We start from the raw sequence: 25,604 nt of genomic DNA, 5'->3' as shown, positions 1-25,604 counted from the left end.
CGCTGCGAGCCGCCCGGCGGGAGGCGGTCCGGGCCGAGGCCGAGGCCGAGGCGGAGACGGACGCGGCGGAACGAGGTGCCGCGCGGGGCGGGCGGACGGCGCAGCCCCGTACCCGACGCGGGGTGCCCGCGCCCGGCCGCTCCGTCGCGTCGGCGTCCCGCGCCGCGTCCGGGCCCGGGCCGGATTCCCGGGCGACCCGGATCAAGGCAGCCCAGGACATGCGGCACTACCTGGCCGACGCCTTCCGGATGCCGACCTGGTCCGACACCCCGGACGAGGAGCCCCGGCCCTCGGACCCCAGCGCCGACGCCGGCCACCCCGCCCACCCGGAGCCGCCGTCCACTGCCTCCACGCCCACCGCCGAGTCCCGCCCGGACCGGTCGCCGACCGCCCCCGTGCCCACGGCCGACGAGACCCACCCCTCACCCCCCTCTGCCCCCACCGAGCCCGGCGACCCCGGCGCTGCCCCCGTCCCCGCGCACCCGTACCTGCCTGCCACCATGGCCACCCCCCACCGGGACACCGAACTGCGGCGCACGTTCCCGGCGTTCGCGGCGCGTGCGGCGGCCGAGGAGGGTGTGTCGTTCGCCGGGACCTGGTGGGGCAACGCGTGGGCCGACGCGCTGGAGCAGGGGGCTCTGGACGCCAAGCGGCTGGCGCGGGGGCGGGGTTATGCCGACCAGGGGCACGTCGACGCGATCACCGTGACACCGGGGCTCGTGCTGGCGTACGTACGCGGAAGCCGGCCGCGGCCGTACCGCGTGCAGGTGCGGCTCCGCACGCTGGAGGACGAGGACTGGGAGCGTTTCCTGGACGCGGCCGCCGACCGGCCCGGGCACATCGCCGCGCTGCTCGACAAGGAGCTGCCCCAGTCCCTCGCCGACTGCGGTGTGCCGCTGCTGCCCGGGCCCGGCGACCTCGCCCCGCAATGCAGCTGTCCCGACTCCGGCCACCCCTGCAAGCACGCCGCCGCGCTCTGCTACCAGACGGCCCGGCTGCTCGACGCCGACCCGTTCGTGCTGCTCCTGCTGCGCGGCCGGGGCGAGAGGGACCTGCTCGACGCGCTGTCCCGGCGCAGTGCGGCCCGCGCCGCCCAGGAGCGGCAGGCCGACTCGCTGCCCGGAGTGCGCGCCACCGACGCCCTCGCGCCCCGCCGACTGCCGCCGCTGCCCCCGCCGTTGCCGGTGCCGCCGCATTCCGGGCAGCCACCGGTCTATCCCGCGGCCCCCGGCGGCCCGGACCCCTTCGCCCTGGACCAGCTCGCGACCGACGCCGCCGCCCGCGCGCACGCGCTGCTCGACACCGGCCGCGACCCGGTGGGGGAGCTGACCCTGTGGCAGGACGCGGTGCGCCTCGCCGCCGCCCGCCCCGGCTCCGGCCTCACCGCCGCCACCCGCACGCTGTACGCCACGCTCGCCACGGCCGTCGGCCGCACCCCGTCCGACCTCGCGCGGGCCGTCGCCGCCTGGCGGCAGGGCGCGTCCGCCGGGCTGGCCGCCCTGGAGGAGCCGTGGGATCCGCCGGCCGGCCGCTTCGACCGGGCCCGCCCGCTGCTGCTCGCCGCCGGCCTCCCGGCGTTCCGCCCCTGGCGCAACCGCCTCACCCACCCGCAGGGCCACGCCCAGCTCCGCCTCGGCCGCGACGGCCTGTGGTACGCCTACGAGTCCGAGCCCGGCCGCGACGACTGGTGGCCCCGCGGCACCCCGGACCTCGACCCGGTGGGCGCCCTGACCGGCCTCGGCACCCCGGACGACCTGTAGTCCGAGGCCGCACAGGGCAGCCCGGCACCCCCCGCCCGCCCGCATCGCCAACTGCGCGTGTGCAGAGCACCGCAGGAACTGTGGGGGTCCGGTGTGGCGGGCCGGGGTGGTGCGTGGGGGGCCACAGGGCCGGTGGCATCATGACCGGCCGGATCGGCATCGGGCAGGCGGGGGAGACGTGACACCGGTGAGGGCGGGAAGAGCCCGGGCGGGGACCCGGAGCGAGCCGAGGACCGGGCTGGGCCGGATCGGGATGGTGCTGTTCGGGGTGTTCGCCGGGGTGCTGTTCAGCGGCCTCGGCATCGGCGGCGCCGTGGGTCTCGCCGACGGCATGAAGTACTCCACGCGGATGTCCGGCACGCCGGGGCTGCTGCGGATCGAATACTGCGAGACCTCCGGCACCGGCAAGCAGCGGCACACCGACTGCTACGGCGTCTTCCGCTCCGACGATCACCGGGTCACGGACCCGTACGCCTCCATCGGCGAGTCGTTCGAGGCGGGGACGGTCCTTCCGGTCCAGCGGGACGCGAGCGGCCATTGCTACCTTGTCGGAGTCGCCCCGACGGCCGGGCGGCTGGCCGGGATCTGTGTCGCCGTGGTGGCAGGCGTCGGCGGCCTGACCCTGCTGTGCGGCGCGTTCTCCACCGCGATGCCCCGGCTGGGCGGGCGGATCGGCGCGGCGTTGTGGTCCCCCGGGGCCGGCCGGCTGCTGAGAGGGCTGATGCTGGCATGCGGCATCGGTTTCGCCCTCTTCGGCGTGGCCGGCGTGATCGGATGGCTGGCCATGCCCTGACGCGGGGACATCCGATGACCGGACGGTCGTTGATCGCACATACGGGTGATCGGACCTATGTGATAGAGCCTGGCGCGGCCAGGATCTACACTCAGTTGGTAGCCGCAAGCAACGGTACGTGAGTGATGATCGGCACGGGCCGTCGGAAGGCCGTGAGTGAGCCGTGCGCTCGCACGTCGAGCGGGGATCGGTGCAGCGCCCCCACGGCGACCCGGCGGACCACAGGAACACGAGCCTCGGAGCCGGGAAGAGCCCGGGGGCGAGGCGAGGCAAGGAGATTCGTACGCATGACCATGTCAGCGTCCCCGGCCCGCGGGGGAACCGCAGAGATATCCGCGTCGCCACCACCGGCCGGCAGAATGACGCACCGGCAGATCATGACGATCCTCAGCGGCCTGATGCTGGGGATGTTCCTCGCGGCGCTCGACCAGACCATCGTCAGCACCTCGATCCGCACGATCGCCGACGATCTGCACGGACTCAGCTCGCAGGCGTGGGTCACCACCGCGTATCTGATCACCTCCACCATCAGCACGCCGCTGTACGGCAAGCTGTCCGACCTCTACGGGCGCAAACCCTTCTTCCTCGCGGCCATCACGATCTTCATCGCGGGCTCGGCGGCCTGTTCGTTCGCCACCTCGATGACGGAGCTGGCGGCGTTCCGTGCCTTCCAGGGCATCGGCGCGGGCGGTCTGATGTCGCTGGCGCTGGCGATCATCGGTGACATCGTGCCGCCCCGCGAGCGGGCCCGCTACCAGGGCTACATGCTCGCGACCTTCGGTTCCTCCAGTGTGCTCGGCCCGCTGATCGGCGGTTTCCTCGCGGGCCGCAGCAGCATCCTGGCCATCTCCGGCTGGCGCTGGGTGTTCCTGGTCAACGTGCCGATCGGCATCATCGCGCTGTTCGTCGTCGCCAAGGTGCTGAACCTCCCGCACACCCGCCGCGAGCACCGCATCGACTGGTGGGGCGCGCTCACCGTCGCCATCGGTGTCGTACCGCTGCTGCTCGTGGCCGAGCAGGGCCAGGACTGGGGCTGGGGCTCCACCAAGTCCCTCGTCTGCTACGGCGTCGGCGCGGTCGGCCTGATCGTGTGGGTCCTCGTCGAGCGGGCGATGGGCGAGGAGGCCCTGATCCCGATGCGACTGTTCCGCAGCCCCGTGTTCAGCAAGATGAGCCTGCTGTCCGTGCTCGTCGGCATGGGCATGTTCGGCGGCATGATGATGGTCCCGCTGTACCTCCAGATCGTGAAGGGCGTCAGCCCCACCAAGTCCGGCCTGCTGATGCTGCCGCTGATGGTCGGCATGATCGCGGGCACCATCGTGGTCGGCCGCATCATCCAGCAGACCGGCAAGTACAAGATCTTCCCCGTCATCGGCACCCTGCTGATCATCGCCGCGCTGCTGCTGTTCCACTACCGGGTGGAGTGGAACACGGCGCTGCCCGAGACCATGGCCTACATGGCGCTGTTCGGCATCGGTCTCGCCGGCTGCATGCAGATCCTCACCCTGGCCGTGCAGAACGCCGTCGAGCCCAAGGACATGGGCGTGGCGACCGCGTCGGCCACCTTCTTCCGGCAGATGGGCGGCACCGCCGGTACCGCGATCTTCCTCTCCGTGCTGTTCAGCACCGTCGGCGACAAGATCGGCTCCGCCTTCCGGTCCGCCGCGCGGACGCCCGCGTTCCAGGCCGCGCTGCACGATCCGGCCGTCCGCTCCAACCCCGCCAACGCGCCCGTGCTGGAGATGCTCAAGCACCCCGGGGCGAGCGGCGGCAGCGGTTCGGGCGTGCTGAACGACTCCTCGTTCATCCAGCGGCTCGACCCGCGCCTGGCCGAGCCGTTCAAGGTCGGCTTCACCGACTCGATGCAGCTCGTGTTCCTCATCGCCGCCGGTGTGATGGTCCTGGGCTTCCTGGTCGCCGTGTGGACCAAGGAGGTCCCGCTGCGCAAGGTCTCCGGACTGGAGGCGCAGGCCGCCGAGGAGAACGGTGCCCCGGCCGCCGAGCAGGCTGTCGAGCAGACCGCCGCGCCGGTCGCCGCCGCTCCGGTCGCCGCCGAGCCCGTCGCCGACGAGACCGCCGCGTCGCCCGCCGACCGGTTCGCGCCTGTTCCGGGCGGCCCGTCGTACACCGTCCGCGGCCGTGTGCTCGACGGCGCCAACGCGCCGGTGGCACAGGGCGTGATCACCGTGATCGACGTCGACGGACGGCAGCTCGGCCGTGCCGTCACCGGTCCCGACGGCGGCTACGCGGTGTCCGTCACCGGCCCCGGCACCTATGTGCTGATCGCCGCCGCCGGTTCCCGCCAGCCGCAGGCCGTCACCGTGCTCGTCGGTGACGAGCCGGTCGTCTGCGACCTCGCGCTCAGCGGCACCGTCGCCCTGTCCGGGGTCGTCCGCGACGCCGTCGACGCACGCCCGGTGCCCTCGGCGCTGCTGGTCGCCACCGACGTACGCGGCGAGGTCGTGTCCTCCGGGACCACGGCCGAGGACGGCTCCTTCACGCTCGCCGAACTGGTCCCCGGCAGCTACACGCTGGTCGTGAACGCGCCCGGACACCGCCCGGCCGCACTTCCCGTCGAGGTCACCGCGGGCGCCGGGGAGGTCCACGAGATCCGCCTGGAGGCGAGCGCCCGGCTGGGCGGCGTCGTCAGCACCCCCGCCGGAACGCCGCTCGACGACGCCAAGGTCACGCTGCTGGACTCGGCCGGGAACGTGGTCGGCACCGCGGTCACCGGCACCGACGGGGTCTACGGGTTCACCGACCTGGACGGCGGCGAGTACACCGTCATCGCCAGCGGCTACGCCCCGGTCGCCACGTCCGTACGCCTGGACGGCAGCGGCGTGAGCGACTTCGACCTGGAGCTGTCCCACCAGGACGAGGCCCGGTAGCGGCCGACGGCCACGCACAGCGGGAGGGCCGGGCGGGCGACCGACGAGGTCGCCCGCCCGGCCCTCCCGCCAGCGCAGGCGGAGGATCTTCGCGCAGTCCTCACCACCAGGGACGCCGTGTACGGGGCTCGGACCCAGGCACGTAGGAAATGGTCGGATGTGAGACCGTGCAGGGCGTGAGTGAGACATCCCCGAACACCTTGCAGTACCGCTTCGACGGCCGGGCAGACGCCCCGGTGCTCGTCCTCGGCCCCTCCCTGGGGACCACATGGCACAGGTAGGAGGACCGTCTTCTGGCGTCCGTGTGGTCCAGGCCGGGAGCGTTTGGCCTGGTCAGGTCCTTGTGGTGCAACTGCGTCGACCCTGTTGGTGACACGCATGTGACTGCGGTGACCGACGTGGACCCCTGTCGGCTCGTTCCGCGGGGGGCTCCGCGTGGCATCGTCTGCCATCCGACGGTGGCCTCTCGTCGCGGATGAGGAGGCGGTCCAGGGCGCGCAGCGGGCCCTCCTCCGCCTCACCGGCGGGCACGCTCGTCACTCCGGACGGGGGCCGCACCGAGCCGAGACCGGTGATGCGCGGGTCGGTGGGCACGAGATAGCCCCACTCGCGGCGTGCGGTGGCGAAGCCGGCCCGCTCCCAGGCGGACCTTGAGTCGTGGTCGGTCTCGTCGACCACGGTGAACAGCGGTGTCGGCAGGTCCGCCGGCATCGCGTCGGCGATGCGGTCGAAGACCGCGCCGTGCCACGCGTCGATGCTGACGAAGAGCCGCCCGCCGGGCCGACGCGAAGCGACGCCGCGGCCGACCGCCAGGTCGTCCTCCACGGCGTGCCACTGCGTGTCCGAGACCCGCGTGACCACGACCGGATGGTTGTCCGTGCCCGGAGCGGAACGCACAAAGTTCGCGGGTGTTGCCTTTCAGGAGTGCCTTGTCCGAGGCGCTCCCGGCGACACCTACGTCAACCGCCCACCGTGACGACATTGGGGGAGCACCCACATGGATACAGCCTTCATGGGTCTCACCTCCCCGCGTTCTCTCACGGCTGCCCAGACGCTATCAGCGGGGGCCGGTCAGCCCAACGCATTGATCCGGAGCTCTTGGTGTCCATACCGGGCCGGGCGGCGCCGTGGCTGTGTTCGCCGCCCGGCCCGGGGTTCTCAGGGGCCCGCCACGAGTCCGGGATGCTCATGGTCACAGGTGTCGTCGATGCCGTAGGTGTCCCAGACGGGGAACGGATCCGTTGGCGGCAGGCTCTCGCCGTCGGCCATGAGGCAGTCGGTCAGTGCCGTGTGCAGTGCGTCCGCGTGCAGGTGCGTGCCGATGAAGACCAGTTCCTGGCACTCGGGGCTGTCGGTGGCGCGTGCAGCGGAGGGCTCGAAGCGCGCGACGGAACCGGCCTGTGACCACAGGCCCGTCACGTGCGGGCGGCTGGAGAGGGTGAAAAAGCCCTTGGAGCGCAGGATCTGTCCGTATGCACCGCTGTCGAGTTCCTCGGTCACCAACGTCCACAACCGGCCCGGATGGAACGGCAGTCCGGAGCGGAAGACGGTGGAGGAGATGCCGTACTCCTCCGTCTCGGGGACGTGGTCGCCGTTGAGCTCCCGCACCCAGCCGGGGGCCTGTTGGGCGCGTTCCAGGTCGAACAGCCGGGTGCCCAGCACGTCGCTCACCTTCACGCGGCCGTGGACGGCCGGGACGAGACGCGCGGCCGGGTTGAGGCGGGTGAGCGTCGCCCGCAGCCGGTCGGCGGACTCCTCGTCGACAAGGTCGAGCTTGTTCAGCACGATGACGTCGGCGAACTCAACCTGGTCCATCAGCAGGTCGCTGACGGTGCGTTCGTCGTCCTCGTACTGGTCCAGGCCGCGCTCGACGAGTTCGTCGCCGCTTGCCAGTTCGGGCAGGAAGTGCGCGGCGTCCACGACCGTGACCATGGTGTCCAGGCGGGCGAGGTCGCCGAGGGTGGCGCCGTCGTCGCGGGCGAAGGCGAAGGTCGCGGCGACCGGCATGGGTTCGGAGATGCCGGACGACTCGATGAGCAGGTAGTCGAAGCGGCCCTCGCGGGCCAGCCGGTCGACCTCCTGAAGCAGGTCGTCGCGCAGGGTGCAGCAGATGCAGCCGTTGGTCATCTCGACCAGGCGTTCCTCGGTACGCGACAGGGTCGCCTCGCCGCCCCGCACCAGGGCGGCGTCGATGTTGACCTCGCTCATGTCGTTGACGATGACCGCGACGCGCAGTCCCTCGCGGTTGCCGAGGACGTGGTTGAGGAGCGTGGTCTTGCCCGCGCCGAGGAAACCGGACAGGACGGTGACGGGCAGTCGGCCGACGGGGGTGGACGGCATCAACGCTCAGCCCTCGGGGCGCAGCAGCCCGCGCTCGTACGCCTTCACCAGCCGCTGAGGCACCAGGTATGACACTCCGTCGACGGTGACCGGCACGAGCGCCGGCGTGCTCGCCTTCCACTGGGCGCGGCGGTGGCGGGTGTTGCTGCGGGACATCTTCCGCTTGGGAACAGCCATGAGGGTCCTCCTGGTTGGGATGGCGAGTAGAGGCTACATGAAAATGAACACCATTGCTAAATAATCCATGATTCACGCCTTTCTGAATTCAGGAATCCGTGTACCGTTGGTGGTGTGCCGACTGTCGCTTCCGACATCGAGGTCCTGGTTCGGTTCGGCCGGGCGCTCGCCGATCCGATCCGCTGCCGGATCCTGCTGACCCTGCGGGAGGCACCCGCCTATCCCGCCGACCTCGCCGACGCGCTGGACGTCTCGCGCACCAGGCTGTCGAACCACCTGGCGTGCCTGCGTGACTGCGGCCTGGTCGTCACCGTCCCCGTCGGCCGACGCACCCGCTACGAACTCGCCGACGAGCGCCTCGGCCACGCGCTCGACGATCTGCGCACCGCGGTGGTCGCCGTCGAGGGCGACCGCACGTGCGTCGATGCCGACGACAAGGGGTGCTGCTGAGCATGAGCGCAGAGACATCCCTGTCCCTCGGCCCCGACCCGGCCAGGCGCGGCGTGCTTGCCCGGCGGATACGGCTGCTGGTCGCCGCGACCATCACCTGCAACGCCGTCGAGGCGGCCGTCGCCCTCACGGCCGGGACCCTCGCTTCGTCCACCGCGCTGATCGGCTTCGGCCTCGACTCCGTCATCGAGGTCTCCTCGGCCGCCACCGTCGCCTGGCAGTTCTCCGCCCGCGAGCACGCGGTGCGCGAGGCCAGGGAGAAGACCGCGTTGCGGATCATCGCGCTGTCGTTCTTCGCGCTCGCCGCCTACGTCACCGTCGACGCCGTACGGTCCCTGACCGGTACAGGTGAGGCCACGCGCTCCCTGCCCGGGATCGTGCTGGCTGCCCTTTCGCTCGTGGTCATGCCGGTGCTGTCGGCGGCCCAGCGCCGCGCCGGACGGGAACTCGGCTCCGCGTCGGCCGTGGCCGACTCCAAGCAGACCCTGCTGTGCACCTGTTTGTCGGCGGTGCTGCTGGTGGGTCTGGTCGCGGGCGCCGTGTTCGGCTGGTCGTGGGCCGATCCGCTCGCGGCCCTGGTCATCGCCGCGGTCGCGGTGAAGGAGGGGCGCGGTGCCTGGCGTGGGGAGGGGTGTTGTGCGACGCCGGCGGCCGTCGCACCGGGCGCGGGCCGGCGGGAGGCGGATGCCTGTGGCCGCGCTCCGGGGTGCGACTGCTGCCCTTGACGGAGACAACCCGGAGGAAGTGGTGCCGGGGTTCACCGGGGCCGGCCCGCCGCCTGCCGTCGGCCGCAGTCCGGGCACACCCCGGACAACTCCACCGTGTGCCGGACGTTCGCGAACCCGGAGGTCTGCGCGATGGTGTCGGCCCATTCCTCCACCGGACCGGAGTCGACGGGGCGGCTCAGGCCGCATTCGGTGCAGAGGAGGTAGTGGCGGTGTTCGGGTCCCGGGCGGTAGCGGAAGAGGCGTTCACCGCTGGTGTCGCGGACCATGTCGGCCCGGCCGACGCCGGCCAGGCCGGCCAGCGTGCGGTAGACCGTGGACAGGCCGACCGGTGAGCCGTCGGCGGCGAGTTGGTTGTGGAGGGTCTGGGCGCCGACGAAGCCGTCGGCCCGGATGAGCGCCTCGACCACGACGGTGCGTTGCTGGGTGAGGCGGCCGATCAGCGTGACGTCGTGCGACGGGGTCGGGGTGCACTGGCGGTCGGGTGCCATCGGGTGCCTTCGCTCATGTGCCGGTGGGGACGGCGGTGTGCGTTCGGGGACCGGGAACCGGGCGTCGTATCAGGAAGGTGGCGGCGTATACGGCCGCGGCGGCGGCCATGATGGCGAAGCTGGGCGGCATCTTCGGCACCGCGTACGAGGCGAACAGCCCCGCCCACATCTCCAGCACCGCCAGGCCGGCGGAGAGGGCGAGCGCACGGTAGGGGCGGTCGGTGAGCCGGATCGCGGCGCCCGCGGGAGCGGCGAGCAGGCCGAGCAGGAGGAGGGAGCCGACCGCCTGGGTGGCCTCGGCGGCGCTGACCCCGGCCAGGGCGAGGAAGCCGTATCCGAGCAGCCGGACCGGTACCCCACGAGCCGCGGCCACGGCCTCGTCGAGCGTGGCGAACAGCAGCGGCCGGGCGATGAGGACCACCAGCAGGCCGACCCCGGCTGCCACCAGGGCGGCGACGACTGCGCTGCTGGAGGAGATGCCGAAGACGGAGCCGAACAGGACGCTGACGCCGGCGGTGCCGTTGGTGGTGCTCCGCGAGGTCGTGTAGAGGGTGATGAAGAAGGCGCCCAGGCCCAGGATCCAGGAGAAGACGCTCCCGATGACCACGTCGTCGGGCCGGGCCTTGCGGCCGAGGGTGCCGAAGAGCAGCGCCATGGCGATGGTGGCGGCGAACAGCCCGAGGCGAAGGTCGGCGCCGAAGGCGAGGGCGGCCATCGCGCCGGTGAAGGCGACGTGGCTGAGCGCGTCGCCGGTGAAGACCTGGGCCCGCAGCACCAGGAAGTAGCCGACCAGTCCGCAGGCCGCGGCGATGGCGGTACCGGCGAGGAAGGCGTGCAGGAAGAACGGGTGGGACAACGGGGAGGCGGCGAGCAGGACGGTCATGCGACCACCTCCCTGGCAGCGGGCGTGGCCCCGGCTCGGGTGCGGCTGAGTACCTCGCGCAGCGAGCGCCGGCCCAGCGCGAGCAGATAGCCGGCGAAGGCGATGGTCGTCACGAAGAAGCCCAGCGGGTAGGGCGAGTAGTAGGCGGCGGTCAGCCCGAGCCAGGTCGCGGCGAAGGCCAGCAGGACGGCCAGGGCCAGACTCAACGCCGGGCGGGCGGTGAGGACTTGCGCGGTGGCGGCCGGGATCACCATGAGGGCGAAGACCAGGAGGGTCCCGGTGATCTGGCTCGCCTCGGCGGTGGCCGCACCGAGCAGGACGAGGAAGACCACCGACAGGGCGCGGACCGGGACACCGCGCCCGGCGGCGACCTGTGGGTCGACGGAGGCGAACAGCAGCGGCCGTCCGATCAGCGCCAGCACCGCGAGCACCACCGCGCCGACCACCGTCAGCACGGTCACCTGGGAGGAGGTGATTCCCAGGAAGGTGCCGAAGAGGATGGTCTGCGGTCCCTCCAGCAGCCCTCTGTACAGGGCGGTGAACAGGAACCCGGACGCGAGCAGGAACGCCTGCACGGTCCCGGTCAGCGCCGACTCCTCGTGCTCACCGCCACCCCGCAGGGCGGCGATGACCAGCGCGGCGGCCACGCACAGCGTGAAGTAGCCGTAGACCGCGCTGAACCCGAGCAGGAGCGCCCCGGCGGCGCCGGGGAAGGCGACGGCGGAGACGGTGTGCGCGGCGAACGTCTGCCGCCGCAGCACCACGAACCACCCCACGGCCGCCGAGACCACGGCCACGACCGCGCCCGCGCGGAACGCATTCACCATGAACGGGTACGACCACATCTCCTGGAAGTCGGCCAGGAGGTTCCACGACCAGACCGGTGCTGCCGTCTCAGCGAGCGTCATGACCGCTCCCCGGGGTGTCGTGCCGGTCGGTGTGCACCGCGGGCGGCTCCGGCTGGCCCACGACGACCAGTCGGCCGTCCGAGGTCCGCAGTACTTCGACCGGTGTGCCGTAGAGCCGGGTCAGTGTCCCGGAGGTGATGACCTCGGTCGGGGTGCCGGTGGCGGCGCCGCCCTCGGCCAGGTACACCACCCGGTCCAGGTGGTGGAGTATCGGGTTCACGTCATGGGCGACCATGACCACCGAGACGCCCTCCTGGTGGCAGATGCGCCCGATCAGCGCCGCGACGGCGCTCTGGTTGGGCAGGTCGAGACTGTCCAACGGCTCGTCCAGCAGCAGCAGTTCGGGCCTGCGGACGAGTGCCTGGGCGATCAGTAGCCGCTGCTGCTCGCCGCCGGAACACTGCCCGATCGGCCGGTGTGCGTACGCCGACGCCCCGACCAGCTCGATCACCTCGTCCACCCGCGCGCGAGCGGCCCGCCGACGCTCGCTCGGGAAGGGCAGCGGCACCCCCCACCGGTCGCCGTCCAGGCCCATGCGCACCACATCGACACCGCGGATGCGCAGGGTGGCCTCGAAGCTCCGCCGCTGCGGCAGGTAGCCGATGCGGTCGTTGGCCTGCCCGGGCCGGGCGCCGAGCACCCGAACCTCGCCGGCCGCCGCGGGCAGGGCGCCCAGCAGGACCTTGATCATGGTGGACTTGCCGACGCCGTTGGGGCCGAGCACGGCGGTGAACTCACCGCCCCCGATGCGAAGGTCCACCCCCGACCACAGCGTCCGTCCGCCGACCCGCACCGCGGCCCCGCGCAGGGCGGCCACCGGATCGCTGCCGGTTCCTGTGGCCGTGTCGTGCCCCCCGCTTCGGCGGCCGGGGACGGTGTGGCCGCTGGTGTGTGTGACGGCTTCTCGGGCCTTCGCTATCGGGTTCATGGCTTCAGCTCACTTCCCGGTGGCCTTGGCCAGGGCCTGCTCGACGCCCTGCAGTTCGCTGGTCTGCCACTGCTGGAAGGAGGCGCCGGCAGGGGCGAGCGTCTCGGTGACGGTGGCTACCGGGATGCCCTGCGCCTTGGCCTCCTTGACCTGCGCCTGCACGTCCGGCGTGGAGTTCTGGGAGTTGTAGACGTAGATCTTGATCTTCTTGTTCTTGATCTGCTGGTCGATGGTGGCCTTGTCCTTGGCCGTGGGGTCGGAGCCCTCGCTCATCGCGTCCAGGAACGTCTCCGGGGTGAGCATCTTCAGCCCCAGACCCTCGGCGAGCGGCGTGACGATGGACTCGGAGGCACCGATCGGGGTGCCCGCGTACTTCGCCTTGATGTCGGCGATCAGCTTGTTGTAGTCGGCCAGCGTCTTGGTCTCGAAGGTCGCCTTCTGCTGGTCGAAGTAGGAGGCGTCGGCCGGGTCGATCTTCCTGTAGTCGGCGGTGATCCTCTCGATGACCTGGTGGACGTTGTCCGGGGAGTACCAGCGGTGCGGGTTGCCGCCCGGCTTGATGCCGACCAGGTCGCCGACCTTGAGCTGGGTGCGTCCGCTGCCGGGGTTGGCGGCCAGCAGCTTGTCGGCCCAGGCGTCGTAGCCGATGCCGTTGACGATCGTGTACTGGGCGCCGGCCACGGTGCGGGCGTCTGCGGCGGTCGGCTCGTAGGCGTGCGGGTCGGTGTCCGGGTTGGTGATGATGCTGTTCACCTTCACGTGGCTGCCGCCGAGCTGGGAGGCGATGCTGCCCCAGAAGTTCTCCGCCGCCACCACCTGGATCGTCTTCCCCGAGCCGCTGTCGCTGCCGGTCGCGGCGGTGTCGGTGGTGTGCGAGGAGGAGGTCGAGCAGGCGGTCGCCGTCACGGCCGTCAGGGCGGCCGTCGCGGTGACCAGTGCGATCCTCGCGGTCGGCCGGGCGGAACGGGAGGCGGGGGCGGTGGACATGCGGGAGCTCCTTCGGGCGAATACCGGGCGCGCGGCGCACACGCGTCGGCCGTGTGGCGACACCTTCGACGCTAGATGGAGATGATTTTCAGATCAATGGAAGATGAAAACCGTTGCCATCTTTTGACCGGGTGTACGACGGCTCCGGGGCTGCGCGGGGAGGGGGTGTGGCGGATGCCGTCGGGACAAGCCTTGGCGGCCGTCGCTCACGAGGACCGGGTGCCCTGGTGGGACGGCCGCCAAGGGGGCGACGTGAGCGGCCTGACCGGCGAACGCCGGTTCCGGCAGGCGGCGGTCGCGATCGGCAGCGGATCAGCAGTCGCGGAACTCCGGCGACTGGTTGAGGATCTGCGCCCGGAGCGAGGTGAAGCGGGTGTGCGTCTCGCCGCCGCGCGCCTCGGGATGGAAGGCCGCGACGCGGTGGCAGTTCTGGAAGGCGAGGGCGATGCCGAAGTGCCGCTCCAGGCTGCCCCGGATGGCGTCGCTGGACAGGGCGCGCAGGAGCTGGCCGCGCTCCTTCTCGGAGGGCGGCGGGGCCTGGTTGTCGGCGAACTCCGCGGTGCCGGAGCGCAGTTCCTCGGCGAGGCGGGCGATGAGGTCGTAGGCGTACGGCAGGGAGGTGCGCACCGTTTCCACGAAGTCCTGCTCCCGTACCTCGCCGTTCTCGGCTTCGGCGAGGAGCTGCGGGGAGACGTCGAGTGACATGAAGGGCTGTCCTGTTCTGTGGTTCTGGTCTTGAGGGAGTGGGGGTCAGGCGAAGGCGGTCAGTGCTGCGGAGCCGTGCCGGAAGTCCGGGTCGACCTGGGCGGCGAGGTCCTGGCCGGTGGCCTCGTTGGCCCAGGCGGCGGCGTTGCGCAGGTGGAAGTCCACGGCGTGCTTCTGGAAGGCGGCCCAGTCCTTGGGGCGGGCGTCCACAGCCGCGCGCAGCAGGTCCAGGGTGCGAGTGTTGTGCGGCTCCAGTTCGCTGTGGCCGCGGCCCTGTTCGTGGGCGCGGACGTACGAGGACTGCTCGCAGTGGGCGAGCAGGTCGTCGCCGACGTGCTGCTTGAGGAAGAGCAGGTCGTCCTCGCCGGTGACCTTGTTGCCGACGGCGGCGATGGGGATGCCGAACTCGGCCGCGTGGTCGCGGTACTGGCGGTACACCGAGACGCTCTTGCGGGTCGGCTCGACGACCAGGAACGTCATGTCGAAGCGGGTGAACAGGCCGGAGGCGAAGGCGTCGGCGCCGGCGGTCATGTCGACGACGACGTACTCGCCGGGGCCGTCCACGAGGTGGTTCAGGTACAGCTCGACCGCGCCGAGCTTGGAGTGGTAGCAGGCCACTCCGAGGTCGCTCTCGTCGAAGGTGCCGGTGACCATGAGCGGTACGCCGCCGACCTCCTGGACGTGGTGGCCGTGGATCTCGTCGTCGCCGAGCAGCCGTGGCAGCCGGGAGCCGCGTCCGGGCGGGGTCGTCTTGACCATGGCTTCGATGGAAGGGATCCGCGGGTTCGTGCCCCGCAGGTATTCCTTGATCTCACCGGTGCGCGCGCTGAGCGGCGGCGCGGCGAAGACCTCGTCCTCGTCGAGACCGAGGGCGTGGGCCAGGTGCTGGTTGATGTCGCCGTCGATCGCGACGACCGGCGCTCCCGAGTGCGCCAGGTGACGGGAGAAGAGGGCCGACAGGGTCGTCTTGCCGCTGCCGCCCTTGCCGACGAAGGCAACGCGCATGGCTAGCCACCCCCCGTATTGAAAATGGATGTCATGAGCATAGGCTGGTGGTGCCGGCGGGTGCTGTCAAATCACCCGAGCCTCAACTTGCTGTCGGCTACGGCGTGTTGGAGCTTCCCCGGCGGCGAACAGGGGATCCCTTTCACTCATACGGAGGAGACACGGAGATGAGCGATAGCGCAGGCGGCCGTCGGAGTCGCCCTTTCACCCTCGTGGTCTGCGGCTCATGCCGTGCCGCCGCGAGAGGGCGGGCGATGGACGAGCTGCGCCGTACGGTCCAGCAGTGCCCCCACGGGGTGATGGTCTCCACCGGTTGCCTCGGGAAGGTGCTGCACTGCCGCAGGGGCCGCGGGCTCCACGCCGCCGTGCAGCCGTGCGGGGTCGACCGCACTCCCGCTGGGATCGTCGTACGCCTCGGTCCGCTGGTGACGGAAGCCGACGCCGAGGCGGTCGGGGCGTGGCTGCGGGCCGGCATGCCCGACGACGGCACGCTGCCCGACCGGCTCCGCGCGGCCCCCGCGCCCCAGCAGGTCGCCGACCTCAACTGACGGGCTGGTCGCGCACGCCGAGGCGGAGGTGCTCGATGTGGTGGACGGCCTGGTCGAGGAGTCGGGCGACGTGGTCGTCGTAGAGGCTGTAGACGATGCGGCGGCCGTCGCGGCGGCCGGTGACCAGGCCGAGGGTGCGCAGCAGGCGGAGTTGGTGGGAGACGGCGGACTGTTCCATGCCGACGGCGGCGGCGAGTTCGCCGACCGGGTGGGGCCGTTGCCGCAGGGCGGTGAGGATCAGCAGGCGGGACGGTGTGGCCAGCGCCTGGAGCGTTGTGGCGACGGAGGCGGCGGTGGCCTCGTCGAGCCGGGCGGCCGCGAGCACGTCGCGGCCGTCGGCGTCGAGGTCATCGGCGTGCACGGGCGCGGGCCTCGCGCGGTGGGCGGATGAGCTGGAGCGCCAGGGCGGCGGGCGGTTCGGCGATGCCGGGTCCGCCCTGCGCTGCCCAGCTCAGCAGGTCGTCGGTGCTGTCGTCGTCCATGGCGAAGCCGACCCAGACGGCGCGGCCTCCGGCCCGGCGCCCGGCGGTGGAGGGCTGGACGACGATGACGTTGGCCTGGTCGCAGGGGCCGAGGCAGTCCGTCGTACGGACCTGGAAGCCGTACTGAGCCGCGCCGGCGCGCAGGCGTTCCAATTGCCAGGCGTGGTCGGTGCCGGGGTGCTTGCGCGGGTTGCCGCAGCAGCAGCCCCGGCACACGACGAATGTGCAGGGGCGGGGAGCGGCCGCCCGGATCACTGACCGGTTCACAGCGCGGTCCGGGACGGCACGCCGTACGTCCGGATCCGGCCGTCCCGCCAGGCGACGGCCAGCAGGTGAGGGCCTGCCCAGGCCAGTGCGGCGACCGCCTCGCCCGTGCCATCCAGTTCGCGCACCGGCCGCAGGCGTGCCTGCGGCCGCCCGGCCGTGGCGTGCCACAGGGCTACGGTGCCGTCGGCGCCGCCGCTGGCCAGATGCCCGGCCGCGCCCGGCCGCCAGGCGAGCGCGGTGACCGTCTCGTGGCAGCGCAGGGAGCGCGGTGCCGTGCCCTCCGGACCCTTGCCGGAGAAGTCCCACACGGTCACGTCGGGTGCGCCGTCGGCGGCCAGCCAGAAGCCGGTGTCGTCGAAGGCGAGGCGGGTGACCTTCTCCGGGTAGCCGGACATGGTCAGCTCGCCGCCGTCGCGGGCGCGCCAGATGTGGATGGAGGCGTCCTGGTTGCCGCTGCAGATCCACCTGCCGGTGGGTGCGACGGCGAGCGCGAGGTGCGAGCCGACGTAGGGGTAGGTGGCGACCGGTTTCTCGGTGTGCTGTTCGTGGCAGCGCACGGCGCCGTACGCCGCCACGGTCAGGCGCCGTCCCTGCCGCATCCAGGCGAGGTCGGTGACGGTGGACGCGGCGGGTTCCGTGCGCCACAACTCGTCGCCATCCGTGTCGAGTACGAGCGCGCGACGGCCGGAGGCGACCGCGACCCGAGTACTGTCGGCCCAGGCGGCGGCGGCCGACCAGGCACCGGACTCCGGCACGGTCGTACGCCCGTCGGAGCGGCGCCACAGGGCGTACCCCAGGGGGCCGGTCGCCGCCACGTGCCCGGCATCGGGGGAGAGCGCGACCGCGAGTGCGCCTCCTGGAAGGTCGAACGCCCCGATCTCGGCGCCCATCGCCGCGTCGAGGACCTTCACGGTGCCCTCGGCCCCGGCGACGGCGACCACATCACCTCGCGCACTGAGCGCGACGGGTGCGTCGTCGACGTCGGCCTCCCAGGCGAGCGGGGACTGAACCGTCGTACTCACGCGGCCGCTCCCGCCGTGGCCAGGCAGTCGGCGAAACCGCGTTCGAGGGCCTCGCGGTCGAGGTTGCGGCCGATGAAGACCAGCTTGTTCGTGCGGGGTTCCTTTTCCCTCCAGTCGCGTCCGAAGGTGCCGTCGAGCAGCATGTGGACGCCCTGGAAGACGTACTGCTTGGGCGCTCCGGCGATGGCGAGGATGCCCTTGGAGCGGAAGAGGTCGACGCCCTTGGTGCGCAGCAACTGGCCGAGCCAGGCGTTGAGCCGGTCCTCGTCCAGCTCTCCGGTCAGCTCGATGCCGACCGAGGTGACGGTGGTGTCGTGCTGGTGCTCGGTCTCGGTGAGGAAGGCGGGGTCGTCGGCGAGCACCCGCTCCAGGTCGAACGCGCCCACGTCCAGCACTTCGTGGAGATTGATGCGCGCGTGCTGTGCGGGGATGATCCGCACTGCGCCGTTGACGGCCCGGATGCGGCGCACGACCTGTCCGATGGTCTCCTCGTCGGCCAGGTCGGTCTTGTTGAGGACGACGCGGTCGGCGAAGGCGATCTGCGCGACGGCCTCGTTCTCCACGCCCTCCGGCTTGACCTCGTCCAGGTGCTGGAGCACATGGGCGGCGTCGACGAGGGTGACGATGGCGTCCAGCCGCAGCTGGGCGGCGATCTCGTCGTCCATGAAGAAGGTCTGCGCGACGGGCGCGGGGTCGGCCAGTCCGGTGGTCTCGATGAGGATGTGGTCGAACTTCTCGCGGCGCCGCATCAGCGCGCCCAGGATGCGGATCAGATCTCCGCGCACGGTGCAGCAGATGCAGCCGTTGTTCATCTCGAAGATCTCCTCCTCGGCGTCGAGGACGAGGGCGTCGTCGATGCCGACCTCGCCGAACTCGTTCTCGATGACGGCGATCCTCATGCCGTGGTTCTCGGTGAGGATGCGGTTGAGGAGGGTGGTCTTGCCGGAGCCGAGGAAGCCGGTCAGGACGGTGACGGGGACCCTCCCCCAGACTTCGTCCGGGGGTGCCCCCACGTCGCGCGGCTCTTCGGTTACGGGGGTGGTCAAGTCGTTCTCCTAGTCGTGCTGTTCAGTGGCGAGGAGGGCGGCCCGCAGGTCGTCCTCGGTGATCTGGTCGGCGGGGCGGTGCAGCGTCCAGCGGCGGGCGTCGCCCTCCATCGGCAGCACGACGACGACCGTTTCCAGCGGCGGGCAGCCCGCTTCGGTGCAGGCCAGCTGGCGGATCAGGACGGCGGTGTCGTCGTCGAGATCGAGCAGGGCACGCACGGTCTCCTTCAGCTCGCGCAGCTGCGGACTGGGCCCCGGAGGCCCGGGCCGCGATCCCAGTGGCATGGCTGTTCCTCTCCTCCATCTCCGTCCCCGGACGGCCGGCCTCCGCCGGTGCGGGGCGGACAGTCGGCGCAGAGACCGGTGAGCTCGACGGTGTGCTCCACCGCGGTGAAGCCGGTCATGGCGGCGATCCGGCCCGCCCACTCCTCCACGGCCTCGGAGTCCACCGGCCGGCTGCGGCCGCAGTCACGGCACATCAGGTAGTGGCGGTGCCCGTCGGCCGGGCGCAGCCGGTACAGCCGCCCGCCGGCCTCGTCGCGTACGACGTCCACACCGCCGTCCGCCTCCAGCTCGCGCAGGGCGCGGTAGACGGTGGTCAGGCCGATCGCGTGGTCACCGGCGACCAGAAGGGCGTACAAGTCCTGGGCCGACACGAAGTCCTGGCAGCCCGCGAGTGCCCGCGTGACGGCCTTGCGTTGTCGGGTCGTCCGGCCGCCCATGGCGCATCACCCCCTGTGGCTCGTGCCGGGTCGGCGCGCTCCACCGTAGATGGAAATGAAATCCATGTCCATATGAACGACCGGTCATGTGCGGTTTGGTTGACGACTCCTGGTTCAGCAGTGCTGCCGGGGCAATCGGACGGCAGGCCCTTGCGGGTGCGGGCTGACAGGCTGGTGCCTTCGGGGCGGCGGATTGTGACGGGAACCTCCCCGCGGAGTACCTCCCGGACTCCCGGCCCGCGTCGATAATGACCATCGTCGGAACAGCCGCAGTGGATGGGTGGCGCCGTGGGGGAAACCCATACGGCCAGAAGCGGCTGGCGCAGCGGTTTCGGCAAGTCCGGCGAGCGGGGCCGGTCCCCGCAGGACCAGGACCAGGGCCTCTCCGCGACGGCCCCGGCCGAGGACGGCAACGCGTACACCCCCCGCAGGACCGAGGAGAACGCCCGGATCGGCGCGGTCTTCGAGAAGGACGACCAGGGCGCCCACTTCTGCACGGCGAGCGTGGTGCGCAGTCCGGGCCGGAACATGTTGATCACCGCGGCTCACTGCGCCTTCGACGCCGACTCCGGACAGCCGCTGGACGACCTGGTCTTCGCCCCCGGCTACCGCAACGGCGACGAGCCCGCCGGCCTGTGGAAGGTCGGCAAGGTGGTCGTCGACGACCGCTGGGCCGCGTCGCAGGACGAGGACCTCGACGTCGCCTTCCTCGTCCTGGACCAGAAGGACGGCAAGGAAATCCAGGACGTCCTGGGCGGCAGCACCCTCGGCATCAACCGCGGCTTCGACAACAAGGTCGAGATCACCGGCTATCCCAGCAGCCGTGACACTCCGCTCTCGTGCCAGAACCGCACCACGAAGTTCAGCGACACCCAGCTGCGCATCCAGTGCACCGGCCTTGAGGACGGGACCAGCGGCAGCCCCTGGCTCGCCGACTACGACCCCAAGAGCCAGACCGGCACGGTCATCGGCGTCCTGGGCGGCCACGAGGGCGGCGGGGACCAGGACGATGTGTCGTACGCCGCGTACTTCGACGACGACATAGCCAAGCTCTACCGGCGTGCTCAGGACGAGGACTGACCCAGTTCATCCGCACCGCGCTCATGGCGAAGGGCCGTACGGGGTTCCGCGGCGACAGCCTGCTGCTCGCGCTGTGACGGCGTAGGCACCACCCTTGAACGTCCCTGCCTCGCGATCGTCTTCTGCCCTTTCACGGGCAGGCGGCACAACGGAAGGCTCCCGCGAGGCGGATCCTCGCGAGAGCCTTCAGGCTGCTGATCAGGCCCCTAGCGGAGCCGGATCAACCGGCGTCTGCGGTGCGGGCGTTTCAGCGCTCCTCTACCTTGGCCAGGCGCCAGTAACCGACGGCCAGGGCCAGACGGCCACGAAGAGGCCGACGATGACGAGCGTTCGCTGGGGGCCTCTGCGTGGACTGGGGACGCCGCTCGACCGGGTTCGGGGAGCATCCGTCGTGCACCGGGTGGACGCCCTGATCGGCCAGCCGACGCTGTGCCGCATCCGAACGAAGTGGCCTGCGGCCGCGGGCCGAAGGCTGGGAGGCGGATGCGGTGCGCTCGGGCGAGGCGGAGCTGAGCCGGATCACCGGCGCCAAGGCTCCCTCCGGGATCCCGCTCGACGGCGGGCCCGCCGTCCCCCGACCCAAGAACACCAACGCTCCCTTCCGCGGCCTCGGCACCAGCAAGGGCACCTCCCGCGGCGCCGGCGGCAAGTCCCGAAAGGCCGGCGAGGCCCGCAAGCTCGCCGAGGCCCGCAGGGCCGCCCTCGGGCGTCGCAACGGCTGAGAGCCGTTGCCCTGGCAGCCTGGCCGCGGGATCGGCAACCCTCGGCCCGGCCCGAAGCCGTCCTGCGTGCCTCACCTACGAAGTCAACGCCTTTGGCCGCGAGAGGGATGCCCGCCGAAACGGAGCAGGATGATGTTGCCGGCGCCTCGCACTGCGCCCGGCATGACAAGCTGTGCTTGCCCACCCCCCGAACCCAGGAGGTCACCATTACCGCAGAGCCCGTATCTACGGAAGGTTCGGAGCCGGCTGTCCCCGAGACGTCCCCTCTGGAGCCGGACAGCGACGGCAACTACGACCTCAAGCGCAAGTTCCGTGAAGCCCTGGCGCGCAAGCGCGGTGCGCAGGCGGACGCCGCTGATGTTGCCGCCAAGTCCGATGCCTCGAAGGTGCGTTCGGCGCATGGCCCGGCTGCGAGCCAGCGGTCGTTCAGGCGCAAGAGCGGCGGCTGAGTCGATGAGTCCCGCGATCTGACCGCTTCACCGGCATTCGCGCTATCCACGCGCGCGTCCCGTGCAGTGGCCCGCGACGTGCGCATGCCCGTGCGTGCGTCGCGGGCGGGGCGTAGCCGGCGGACTCGCCTGGGGGAATGCCCCAGATGCGGTTGGTTCGGGTCGGTGGCGCCGCCGAACTGGAATTCCGGGATGAGAGCACTGCCTTGTCCGAGGGCACGCGGCCGGTGGTGCGCGCCTTGCGTACCCCTGTACCGCTGTGAAAAACGACTGCGGCTGTCGTCAGTTCCTCGACGTCCGGGCCTGAGGCTCGTACGGCGGGCCACAGCACCGTCTCTTCCACGAAGGCATGGCCGAAGACCAGCTGCACCGCTTGCTTCAGAACGCGTTCCCGCTGGTGAAGGTCGTCGAGGGGCAGATACTGATCCGTCAGCCGCCGTTTCCTCGTACTCACGGCGTTGCCGCACCAGGATGCTGCTGTTTCCACCGAGCTGATCGACGGTCTGGTCCTTGATGGTCTTCGATATGGCCGCTCCCGTGCGTGCGCCGGAGACGGGCCGTGACGCTTGCCGGAGCCACCCTGATCTCCGCGCCCGCCCGCACCATACCTTGGGGGAGCAGCCCTTACGCTGGGCGCGCCCCCAATGCTTCCCGAAACGTTGCGCTCCGGCTGGGTCAATATCTGTGCCCGCGAGCTGAGATTTCAACTGAACAGGCAGACAGATTCTCTACCGCATTAAGTGGAGTGGGATTCTTCACCGTACACAGGACGCTGCGGCGTGCTACTGTCGATGTCAGTTGCAGTTGTGGTTCCCAAAACTTCAAGTGTCGTCCGGTCGGCATCTGTGCCACTGGACGCGCTTTTGTTATCCGGTTCTTTTTCCGGGCGGGGTGATCATCGCGGCGACACGGGGTCCGCGCAGTGCGGATCCCGATGCACTGCCCCAAAGGAGAAATGACATGGCTGCTGGTACCGTGAAGTGGTTCAACGCGGAAAAGGGTTTCGGCTTCATCGAGCAGGATGGTGGCGGCGCTGATGTGTTCGCCCACTACTCGAACATTGCCGCCCAGGGCTTCCGTGAGCTGCTGGAGGGCCAGAAGGTGACCTTCGACATCGCGCAGGGCCAGAAGGGCCCGACGGCCGAGAACATTGTTCCCGCCTGACGCTGACTGTCGCATACTTGTAGCTGGGGCCCGCGTCCTTCGGGGTGCGGGCCCCAGCTACTCGCATTTTCCCGCAGTGGTTTCGCCTGCGGACGACAACCAGGAAACCCGTAGGCTCACTGCATACGGGGCATCCTGCAGGGGTGCACGCATCCATTCATAGCTTCATCGCGGCGGACGCCCGAACATTGCGCCCGTTTCGCGCCACTCATTCCAGCTCCTGTGCCGCACGGATTTTTCGTCGGTCAGATTCGCTGTCGCATTCCACCGGTCCATTCTTGCAATTCTCTGTGCTGCTGATCGCTGCGGGAATTCCTTGATATGTGCCGCATCGAGGAAGGTTCCGCATGAACCGCACACGCACGAACGACCGCTTCAACCGCACCCGTAACGGCAGTGCCGAATCCGGAGGGGGTGGCAGCCGATTCGGTTCGTCGGCCAGGAGCCGCTCCGGCGGGCCGGGCCGTTCCGGTGGTCACGGCGGCCGGCCCGCCGCGGTGCAGGGGGAGTTCGCGCTGCCCAGGACGATCACTCCCGCGCTCCCCGCGGTGGAGGGCTTCGCCGATCTCGACATGCCCGGGGCGCTGCTGGGCGCGCTCAGCTCGCAAGGCGTGACCGTACCCTTCCCGATCCAGGCCGCGACCCTGCCGAATTCCCTCGCCGGCCGGGACGTACTGGGCCGTGGCCGCACCGGCTCCGGCAAGACCCTCGCTTTCGGGCTGGCGCTGCTGGCCCGTACGGCCGGGCAGCGCGCCGAGGCGAGGCAGCCGCTGGGGCTGATTCTCGTACCCACGCGTGAGCTGGCGCAGCAGGTCACCGACGCGCTCGCCCCGTACGCCCGCTCCGTGAGGCTGCGGCTGGCCACGGTGGTGGGCGGAATGCCGATCGGCCGACAGGCGAGCGCGCTGCGCGCTGGCGCCGAGATCGTCGTCGCGACGCCGGGACGCCTCAAAGACCTCATCGACCGTGGCGACTGCCGACTGCACCAGGTTTCCATCACCGTCCTCGACGAGGCCGACCAGATGGCCGACATGGGCTTCATGCCGCAGGTCACCGCCCTCCTCGACCAGGTCCGCCCCGAAGGCCAGCGCATGCTGTTCTCCGCCACTCTCGACCGCAACGTCGACCTGCTCGTGCGCCGCTACCTCAGCGACCCCGTCGTGCACTCCGTCGACCCCTCGGCCGGCGCGGTCACGACGATGGAGCACCACGTGCTCCACATTCACGGCGCCGACAAGCACACGGCAACCACCCAGATCGCCGCACGCGACGGACGCGTGATCATGTTCCTCGACACCAAGCACGCCGTCGACGGCCTCACCGAACACCTCCTGAACAGCGGGGTACGGGCCGCCGCCCTGCACGGCGGGAAGTCACAGCCGCAGCGCACCCGCACGCTGGCACAGTTCAAGACCGGACACGTCAATGTGCTGGTAGCGACCAACGTCGCGGCGCGCGGCATCCACGTCGACAACCTCGACCTCGTCGTCAACGTCGACCCGCCGACCGACCACAAGGACTACCTCCACCGCGGCGGCCGTACCGCCCGCGCAGGAGAGTCCGGCAGCGTCGTCACCCTGGTCACCCCCAACCAGCGCCGCGGCATGACCCGCCTCATGGCAGCGGCCGGCATCGTGCCGCAGACCACCCAGGTCCGCGTCGGCGAAGAGGCCCTGCACCGCATCACCGGCGCCCAGGCCCCCTCCGGCATCCCGGTCGTCATCACCGCACCGGTGGTCGAACGCCCCAAGAAGCGCGGCGCCACCTCACGCGGCCGACGCCGCCCGGTCTCGGCGGCTCGCCGCGCGCTCGTACGGCAGTCCACCGCCGGTGCGGCGGCATAGAACCTTCGTGTCAGGAAGCCCGCCCAACTTCGCAGGAGGCACCCTTTGACGCTGGACCAGACGCAGTTCCGCTCAACACGTACCAACGCCGTGCAGACGGCGGCCGATCCCGCGGACGCGGCCGGACCGCAGGTCTGGGAGGACATGACCGTGGAGGTGGCACTGTCCGTGATGGCCGCCGCCCGTACAGGTCGGCTGCTCGTCTGCGACGAGGACGGTACGTGCACCGGGCTGGTCACCCGGGACCGGCTCACGGCCGTTCGTGACGGTTCCGGATACACGGACCGGATCCGCCTGCGTGACATCGCCGACGTCATCGGGCCCTTCGCCTCGCCGCTGGCCACGAGGGCCGAAGCCGAGCGTGCGATGCGCCGCCGCCGGCTCGGGGCCGCGCCCGTGGTCGACGGACACGGCAACGCTCTGGGCGTCCTCGCCCTCTCTCGCTGAACCGCCGTCACTCCAACCCGGCCCCGTCTTCTCTTCTCCCTGGAGGCATCATGCGCTGTGTCATCGCTCGCTTCCCGTTCGACCTGACCAAGAGCGGCGTGGTGGAATCGATGAAGGGCATCGCACCTGAGCTGGTCACCGGTGAGTTCGTCATCATCGGACGACGCCACTACCCCGCCAAGCAGGTCGGCCAGGTCGTCACCCGCCAGGACCGGCGCGATTTCAGCACCGGCGAAGTCCTCAGGGCCATGACCCAACTCGGCTTCACCTGCCGCACCCGCCCTACCGCCGCATCTGCGCCCCTGGCCGGCCCGTACGGGCCGGCTTCCGCAACGCTCGGCGCTCCCCGTGTCCGCCTCACGTACGGACAGGTGTGAGCCGAACAGAGCAGTGAGGCCCCGCCGGCGTGGGCGAATTCCAGGGGTCGTAGCAACACCGCGGTGAGTTGATCAAGCCGCGAGCAGTTTAAGACCAATGCCGTTGACTTTGGGCCGTGTTGGCGGTTCAACGGATACCAGGGGTGGTGTTCCGTGGCTGCTCGGCTGGTCGATCGTGTGGCGCTTGGGGATCTCACGGCGGTGTTTCCATCGGAGTTGGTGGACGCTGTGCTTGAGAAGAGTCAGCCTTGTGAGGTGCGTCAGCGGCTGCTGCCGCCACGGCTGATGGTGTACTTCATGCTGGCCAGGGCGTTGTTCTGCCCTGAGCCCTATCGTGAGGTGTTACGCCTGCTCGCGGAGCCGGCCCGAGACGAGCATGGCTGGGGACCATGGC

Annotated in this window: 28 protein-coding genes and 2 pseudogenes; 14 read left to right on the top strand and 16 right to left on the bottom strand. The window is 71.0% G+C overall.

Annotated elements, in window-relative coordinates; translation table 11 throughout:
- Nucleotides 1–2: 2 nt before the first annotated feature.
- The 3 genes from ACZ4MF_RS12510 to ACZ4MF_RS12500 all read left to right on the top strand — a co-directional run bounded on the left by ACZ4MF_RS12510 (nucleotide 3) and on the right by ACZ4MF_RS12500 (nucleotide 5,441).
- Nucleotides 3–1,760: an SWIM zinc finger family protein gene (locus tag ACZ4MF_RS12510; RefSeq protein ID WP_467491999.1), complete on the top strand. Its 1,758-nt coding sequence runs from the start codon at nucleotides 3–5 to the stop codon at nucleotides 1,758–1,760.
- A 187-nt stretch (nucleotides 1,761–1,947) separates the two neighbouring features.
- Nucleotides 1,948–2,553 (top strand): hypothetical protein, encoded by a 606-nt coding sequence (locus ACZ4MF_RS12505; RefSeq protein WP_467491998.1) that lies wholly within the window; start codon nucleotides 1,948–1,950, stop codon nucleotides 2,551–2,553.
- Between the two features lie 287 nt (nucleotides 2,554–2,840).
- Nucleotides 2,841–5,441: an MFS transporter gene (locus ACZ4MF_RS12500; RefSeq protein WP_467491997.1), complete on the top strand. Its 2,601-nt coding sequence runs from the start codon at nucleotides 2,841–2,843 to the stop codon at nucleotides 5,439–5,441.
- A 436-nt stretch (nucleotides 5,442–5,877) separates the two neighbouring features.
- On the opposite strand, the pseudogene ACZ4MF_RS12495 reads toward ACZ4MF_RS12500, so the two are convergent.
- The 3 genes and pseudogenes from ACZ4MF_RS12495 to rpmF all read right to left on the bottom strand — a co-directional run.
- Nucleotides 5,878–6,338: pseudogene (locus tag ACZ4MF_RS12495) on the bottom strand (GNAT family N-acetyltransferase); the annotation flags it as partial.
- Between the two features lie 261 nt (nucleotides 6,339–6,599).
- Nucleotides 6,600–7,781, bottom strand: a complete 1,182-nt coding sequence (locus ACZ4MF_RS12490; protein ID WP_467491996.1) for a GTP-binding protein — start codon at nucleotides 7,779–7,781, stop codon at nucleotides 6,600–6,602.
- A gap of 6 nt (nucleotides 7,782–7,787) precedes the next feature.
- Nucleotides 7,788–7,958 (bottom strand): 50S ribosomal protein L32, encoded by a 171-nt coding sequence (rpmF, locus tag ACZ4MF_RS12485; RefSeq protein WP_351204455.1) that lies wholly within the window; start codon nucleotides 7,956–7,958, stop codon nucleotides 7,788–7,790.
- A gap of 114 nt (nucleotides 7,959–8,072) precedes the next feature.
- Between rpmF and ACZ4MF_RS12480 the strand changes: the two genes are divergently transcribed.
- Both ACZ4MF_RS12480 and ACZ4MF_RS12475 read left to right on the top strand, forming a co-directional pair.
- Nucleotides 8,073–8,408, top strand: coding sequence for an ArsR/SmtB family transcription factor (locus tag ACZ4MF_RS12480; protein WP_467491995.1), 336 nt, complete (start codon nucleotides 8,073–8,075; stop codon nucleotides 8,406–8,408).
- A gap of 2 nt (nucleotides 8,409–8,410) precedes the next feature.
- Nucleotides 8,411–9,133, top strand: coding sequence for a cation efflux transmembrane domain-containing protein (locus ACZ4MF_RS12475; RefSeq protein WP_467491994.1), 723 nt, complete (start codon nucleotides 8,411–8,413; stop codon nucleotides 9,131–9,133).
- A gap of 32 nt (nucleotides 9,134–9,165) precedes the next feature.
- Here ACZ4MF_RS12475 and ACZ4MF_RS12470 read toward each other — a convergent pair whose 3' ends face one another.
- The 7 genes from ACZ4MF_RS12470 to ACZ4MF_RS12440 all read right to left on the bottom strand — a co-directional run bounded on the left by ACZ4MF_RS12470 (nucleotide 9,166) and on the right by ACZ4MF_RS12440 (nucleotide 15,040).
- On the bottom strand, nucleotides 9,166–9,624 hold the full coding sequence (locus ACZ4MF_RS12470) for a Fur family transcriptional regulator (RefSeq protein ID WP_467491993.1): 459 nt from the start codon (nucleotides 9,622–9,624) through the stop codon (nucleotides 9,166–9,168).
- Between the two features lie 13 nt (nucleotides 9,625–9,637).
- Nucleotides 9,638–10,507: a metal ABC transporter permease gene (locus tag ACZ4MF_RS12465; protein ID WP_467491992.1), complete on the bottom strand. Its 870-nt coding sequence runs from the start codon at nucleotides 10,505–10,507 to the stop codon at nucleotides 9,638–9,640.
- Nucleotides 10,504–11,415, bottom strand: a complete 912-nt coding sequence (locus tag ACZ4MF_RS12460; protein ID WP_467491991.1) for a metal ABC transporter permease — start codon at nucleotides 11,413–11,415, stop codon at nucleotides 10,504–10,506. The genes ACZ4MF_RS12465 and ACZ4MF_RS12460 overlap by 4 nt, the downstream gene beginning before the upstream one ends.
- Nucleotides 11,402–12,343, bottom strand: coding sequence for a metal ABC transporter ATP-binding protein (locus ACZ4MF_RS12455; protein ID WP_467491990.1), 942 nt, complete (start codon nucleotides 12,341–12,343; stop codon nucleotides 11,402–11,404). The genes ACZ4MF_RS12460 and ACZ4MF_RS12455 overlap by 14 nt, the downstream gene beginning before the upstream one ends.
- Before the next feature lie 9 nt (nucleotides 12,344–12,352).
- Nucleotides 12,353–13,330 (bottom strand): metal ABC transporter solute-binding protein, Zn/Mn family, encoded by a 978-nt coding sequence (locus ACZ4MF_RS12450; RefSeq protein ID WP_467491989.1) that lies wholly within the window; start codon nucleotides 13,328–13,330, stop codon nucleotides 12,353–12,355.
- Between the two features lie 312 nt (nucleotides 13,331–13,642).
- A complete protein-coding gene (locus ACZ4MF_RS12445; RefSeq protein ID WP_467491988.1) occupies nucleotides 13,643–14,035 on the bottom strand; it encodes an SCO5389 family protein in 393 nt (130 codons plus the stop codon).
- 45 nt (nucleotides 14,036–14,080) lie between these two features.
- The gene (locus ACZ4MF_RS12440; protein WP_467491987.1) at nucleotides 14,081–15,040 is read right to left on the bottom strand and encodes an ATP-binding protein; all 960 of its coding nucleotides are present in this window, start codon (nucleotides 15,038–15,040) and stop codon (nucleotides 14,081–14,083) included.
- 167 nt (nucleotides 15,041–15,207) lie between these two features.
- Between ACZ4MF_RS12440 and ACZ4MF_RS12435 the strand changes: the two genes are divergently transcribed.
- Complete coding sequence (locus ACZ4MF_RS12435) at nucleotides 15,208–15,588, top strand: hypothetical protein (RefSeq protein ID WP_467491986.1); 381 nt, start codon at nucleotides 15,208–15,210, stop codon at nucleotides 15,586–15,588.
- On the opposite strand, the gene ACZ4MF_RS12430 is transcribed toward ACZ4MF_RS12435, so the two are convergent.
- From ACZ4MF_RS12430 to ACZ4MF_RS12405, 6 genes are read right to left on the bottom strand one after another with little or no spacing between them, the layout of a single operon-like run.
- Nucleotides 15,581–15,949 (bottom strand): ArsR/SmtB family transcription factor, encoded by a 369-nt coding sequence (locus ACZ4MF_RS12430; protein ID WP_467491985.1) that lies wholly within the window; start codon nucleotides 15,947–15,949, stop codon nucleotides 15,581–15,583. The two genes, ACZ4MF_RS12435 and ACZ4MF_RS12430, sit on opposite strands and share 8 nt — an antisense overlap.
- Nucleotides 15,936–16,337, bottom strand: a complete 402-nt coding sequence (locus ACZ4MF_RS12425; protein ID WP_467491984.1) for a (2Fe-2S) ferredoxin domain-containing protein — start codon at nucleotides 16,335–16,337, stop codon at nucleotides 15,936–15,938. The genes ACZ4MF_RS12430 and ACZ4MF_RS12425 overlap by 14 nt, the downstream gene beginning before the upstream one ends.
- The gene (locus ACZ4MF_RS12420) at nucleotides 16,334–17,359 is read right to left on the bottom strand and encodes a WD40 repeat domain-containing protein (RefSeq protein ID WP_467491983.1); all 1,026 of its coding nucleotides are present in this window, start codon (nucleotides 17,357–17,359) and stop codon (nucleotides 16,334–16,336) included. Before ACZ4MF_RS12420 ends, ACZ4MF_RS12425 begins: the two co-directional genes overlap by 4 nt.
- Entirely contained in the window at nucleotides 17,356–18,405 is a 1,050-nt protein-coding gene (locus ACZ4MF_RS12415; protein ID WP_467491982.1) for a CobW family GTP-binding protein, read from the bottom strand. Before ACZ4MF_RS12415 ends, ACZ4MF_RS12420 begins: the two co-directional genes overlap by 4 nt.
- Before the next feature lie 9 nt (nucleotides 18,406–18,414).
- A complete protein-coding gene (locus tag ACZ4MF_RS12410; RefSeq protein WP_467491981.1) occupies nucleotides 18,415–18,624 on the bottom strand; it encodes a hypothetical protein in 210 nt (69 codons plus the stop codon).
- An 8-nt stretch (nucleotides 18,625–18,632) separates the two neighbouring features.
- Nucleotides 18,633–19,127, bottom strand: coding sequence for a Fur family transcriptional regulator (locus ACZ4MF_RS12405; RefSeq protein ID WP_467491980.1), 495 nt, complete (start codon nucleotides 19,125–19,127; stop codon nucleotides 18,633–18,635).
- 288 nt (nucleotides 19,128–19,415) lie between these two features.
- Between ACZ4MF_RS12405 and ACZ4MF_RS12400 the strand changes: the two genes are divergently transcribed.
- The 8 genes and pseudogenes from ACZ4MF_RS12400 to ACZ4MF_RS12365 all read left to right on the top strand — a co-directional run.
- Nucleotides 19,416–20,207 carry a trypsin-like serine peptidase gene (locus ACZ4MF_RS12400; RefSeq protein ID WP_467491979.1) on the top strand — a complete coding sequence of 264 codons (792 nt, stop codon included), beginning with the start codon at nucleotides 19,416–19,418 and terminating at the stop codon, nucleotides 20,205–20,207.
- A gap of 488 nt (nucleotides 20,208–20,695) precedes the next feature.
- Nucleotides 20,696–20,929, top strand: a pseudogene (locus tag ACZ4MF_RS12395) (DEAD/DEAH box helicase); the annotation flags it as partial.
- A 206-nt stretch (nucleotides 20,930–21,135) separates the two neighbouring features.
- Nucleotides 21,136–21,378 carry a DUF5302 domain-containing protein gene (locus ACZ4MF_RS12390; RefSeq protein WP_028424692.1) on the top strand — a complete coding sequence of 81 codons (243 nt, stop codon included), beginning with the start codon at nucleotides 21,136–21,138 and terminating at the stop codon, nucleotides 21,376–21,378.
- A 960-nt stretch (nucleotides 21,379–22,338) separates the two neighbouring features.
- On the top strand, nucleotides 22,339–22,542 hold the full coding sequence (locus tag ACZ4MF_RS12385; protein ID WP_023586116.1) for a cold-shock protein: 204 nt from the start codon (nucleotides 22,339–22,341) through the stop codon (nucleotides 22,540–22,542).
- A 347-nt stretch (nucleotides 22,543–22,889) separates the two neighbouring features.
- Nucleotides 22,890–24,386 carry a DEAD/DEAH box helicase gene (locus tag ACZ4MF_RS12380; protein ID WP_467491978.1) on the top strand — a complete coding sequence of 499 codons (1,497 nt, stop codon included), beginning with the start codon at nucleotides 22,890–22,892 and terminating at the stop codon, nucleotides 24,384–24,386.
- A 45-nt stretch (nucleotides 24,387–24,431) separates the two neighbouring features.
- Nucleotides 24,432–24,833 (top strand): CBS domain-containing protein, encoded by a 402-nt coding sequence (locus tag ACZ4MF_RS12375; protein WP_467491977.1) that lies wholly within the window; start codon nucleotides 24,432–24,434, stop codon nucleotides 24,831–24,833.
- A 50-nt stretch (nucleotides 24,834–24,883) separates the two neighbouring features.
- On the top strand, nucleotides 24,884–25,210 hold the full coding sequence (locus tag ACZ4MF_RS12370; protein WP_467491976.1) for an SCO5918 family protein: 327 nt from the start codon (nucleotides 24,884–24,886) through the stop codon (nucleotides 25,208–25,210).
- Nucleotides 25,211–25,363: 153 nt separating this feature from the next.
- Nucleotides 25,364–25,604: transposase domain-containing protein (locus tag ACZ4MF_RS12365; RefSeq protein WP_467491975.1), on the top strand; the 241-nt coding region annotated here is incomplete at its 3' end.

The sequence above is a fragment of the Streptomyces sp. NPDC025793 genome (genome assembly GCF_055558375.1).
Note: the sequence above shows the minus strand (reverse complement) of the source record. Positions and strands in the feature narration are given on the sequence as shown.

Excerpts from the sequence above, each read along its gene's own strand:
- ACZ4MF_RS12475 (WP_467491994.1), top strand. The coding sequence starts at position 8,411 with ATGAGCGCAGAGACATCCCTGTCCCTCGGCCCCGACCCGGCCAGGCGC.
- ACZ4MF_RS12465 (WP_467491992.1), bottom strand. The coding sequence starts at position 10,507 with ATGACCGTCCTGCTCGCCGCCTCCCCGTTGTCCCACCCGTTCTTCCTG.
- ACZ4MF_RS12435 (WP_467491986.1), top strand. The coding sequence starts at position 15,208 with ATGAGCGATAGCGCAGGCGGCCGTCGGAGTCGCCCTTTCACCCTCGTG.
- ACZ4MF_RS12490 (WP_467491996.1), bottom strand. The coding sequence starts at position 7,781 with ATGCCGTCCACCCCCGTCGGCCGACTGCCCGTCACCGTCCTGTCCGGT.
- ACZ4MF_RS12450 (WP_467491989.1), bottom strand. The coding sequence starts at position 13,330 with ATGTCCACCGCCCCCGCCTCCCGTTCCGCCCGGCCGACCGCGAGGATC.
- ACZ4MF_RS12470 (WP_467491993.1), bottom strand. The coding sequence starts at position 9,624 with ATGGCACCCGACCGCCAGTGCACCCCGACCCCGTCGCACGACGTCACG.
- ACZ4MF_RS12385 (WP_023586116.1), top strand. The coding sequence starts at position 22,339 with ATGGCTGCTGGTACCGTGAAGTGGTTCAACGCGGAAAAGGGTTTCGGC.
- ACZ4MF_RS12455 (WP_467491990.1), bottom strand. The coding sequence starts at position 12,343 with ATGAACCCGATAGCGAAGGCCCGAGAAGCCGTCACACACACCAGCGGC.
- ACZ4MF_RS12370 (WP_467491976.1), top strand. The coding sequence starts at position 24,884 with ATGCGCTGTGTCATCGCTCGCTTCCCGTTCGACCTGACCAAGAGCGGC.
- ACZ4MF_RS12380 (WP_467491978.1), top strand. The coding sequence starts at position 22,890 with ATGAACCGCACACGCACGAACGACCGCTTCAACCGCACCCGTAACGGC.
- ACZ4MF_RS12440 (WP_467491987.1), bottom strand. The coding sequence starts at position 15,040 with ATGCGCGTTGCCTTCGTCGGCAAGGGCGGCAGCGGCAAGACGACCCTG.
- rpmF (WP_351204455.1), bottom strand. The coding sequence starts at position 7,958 with ATGGCTGTTCCCAAGCGGAAGATGTCCCGCAGCAACACCCGCCACCGC.
- ACZ4MF_RS12445 (WP_467491988.1), bottom strand. The coding sequence starts at position 14,035 with ATGTCACTCGACGTCTCCCCGCAGCTCCTCGCCGAAGCCGAGAACGGC.
- ACZ4MF_RS12405 (WP_467491980.1), bottom strand. The coding sequence starts at position 19,127 with ATGGGCGGCCGGACGACCCGACAACGCAAGGCCGTCACGCGGGCACTC.
- ACZ4MF_RS12500 (WP_467491997.1), top strand. The coding sequence starts at position 2,841 with ATGACCATGTCAGCGTCCCCGGCCCGCGGGGGAACCGCAGAGATATCC.
- ACZ4MF_RS12460 (WP_467491991.1), bottom strand. The coding sequence starts at position 11,415 with ATGACGCTCGCTGAGACGGCAGCACCGGTCTGGTCGTGGAACCTCCTG.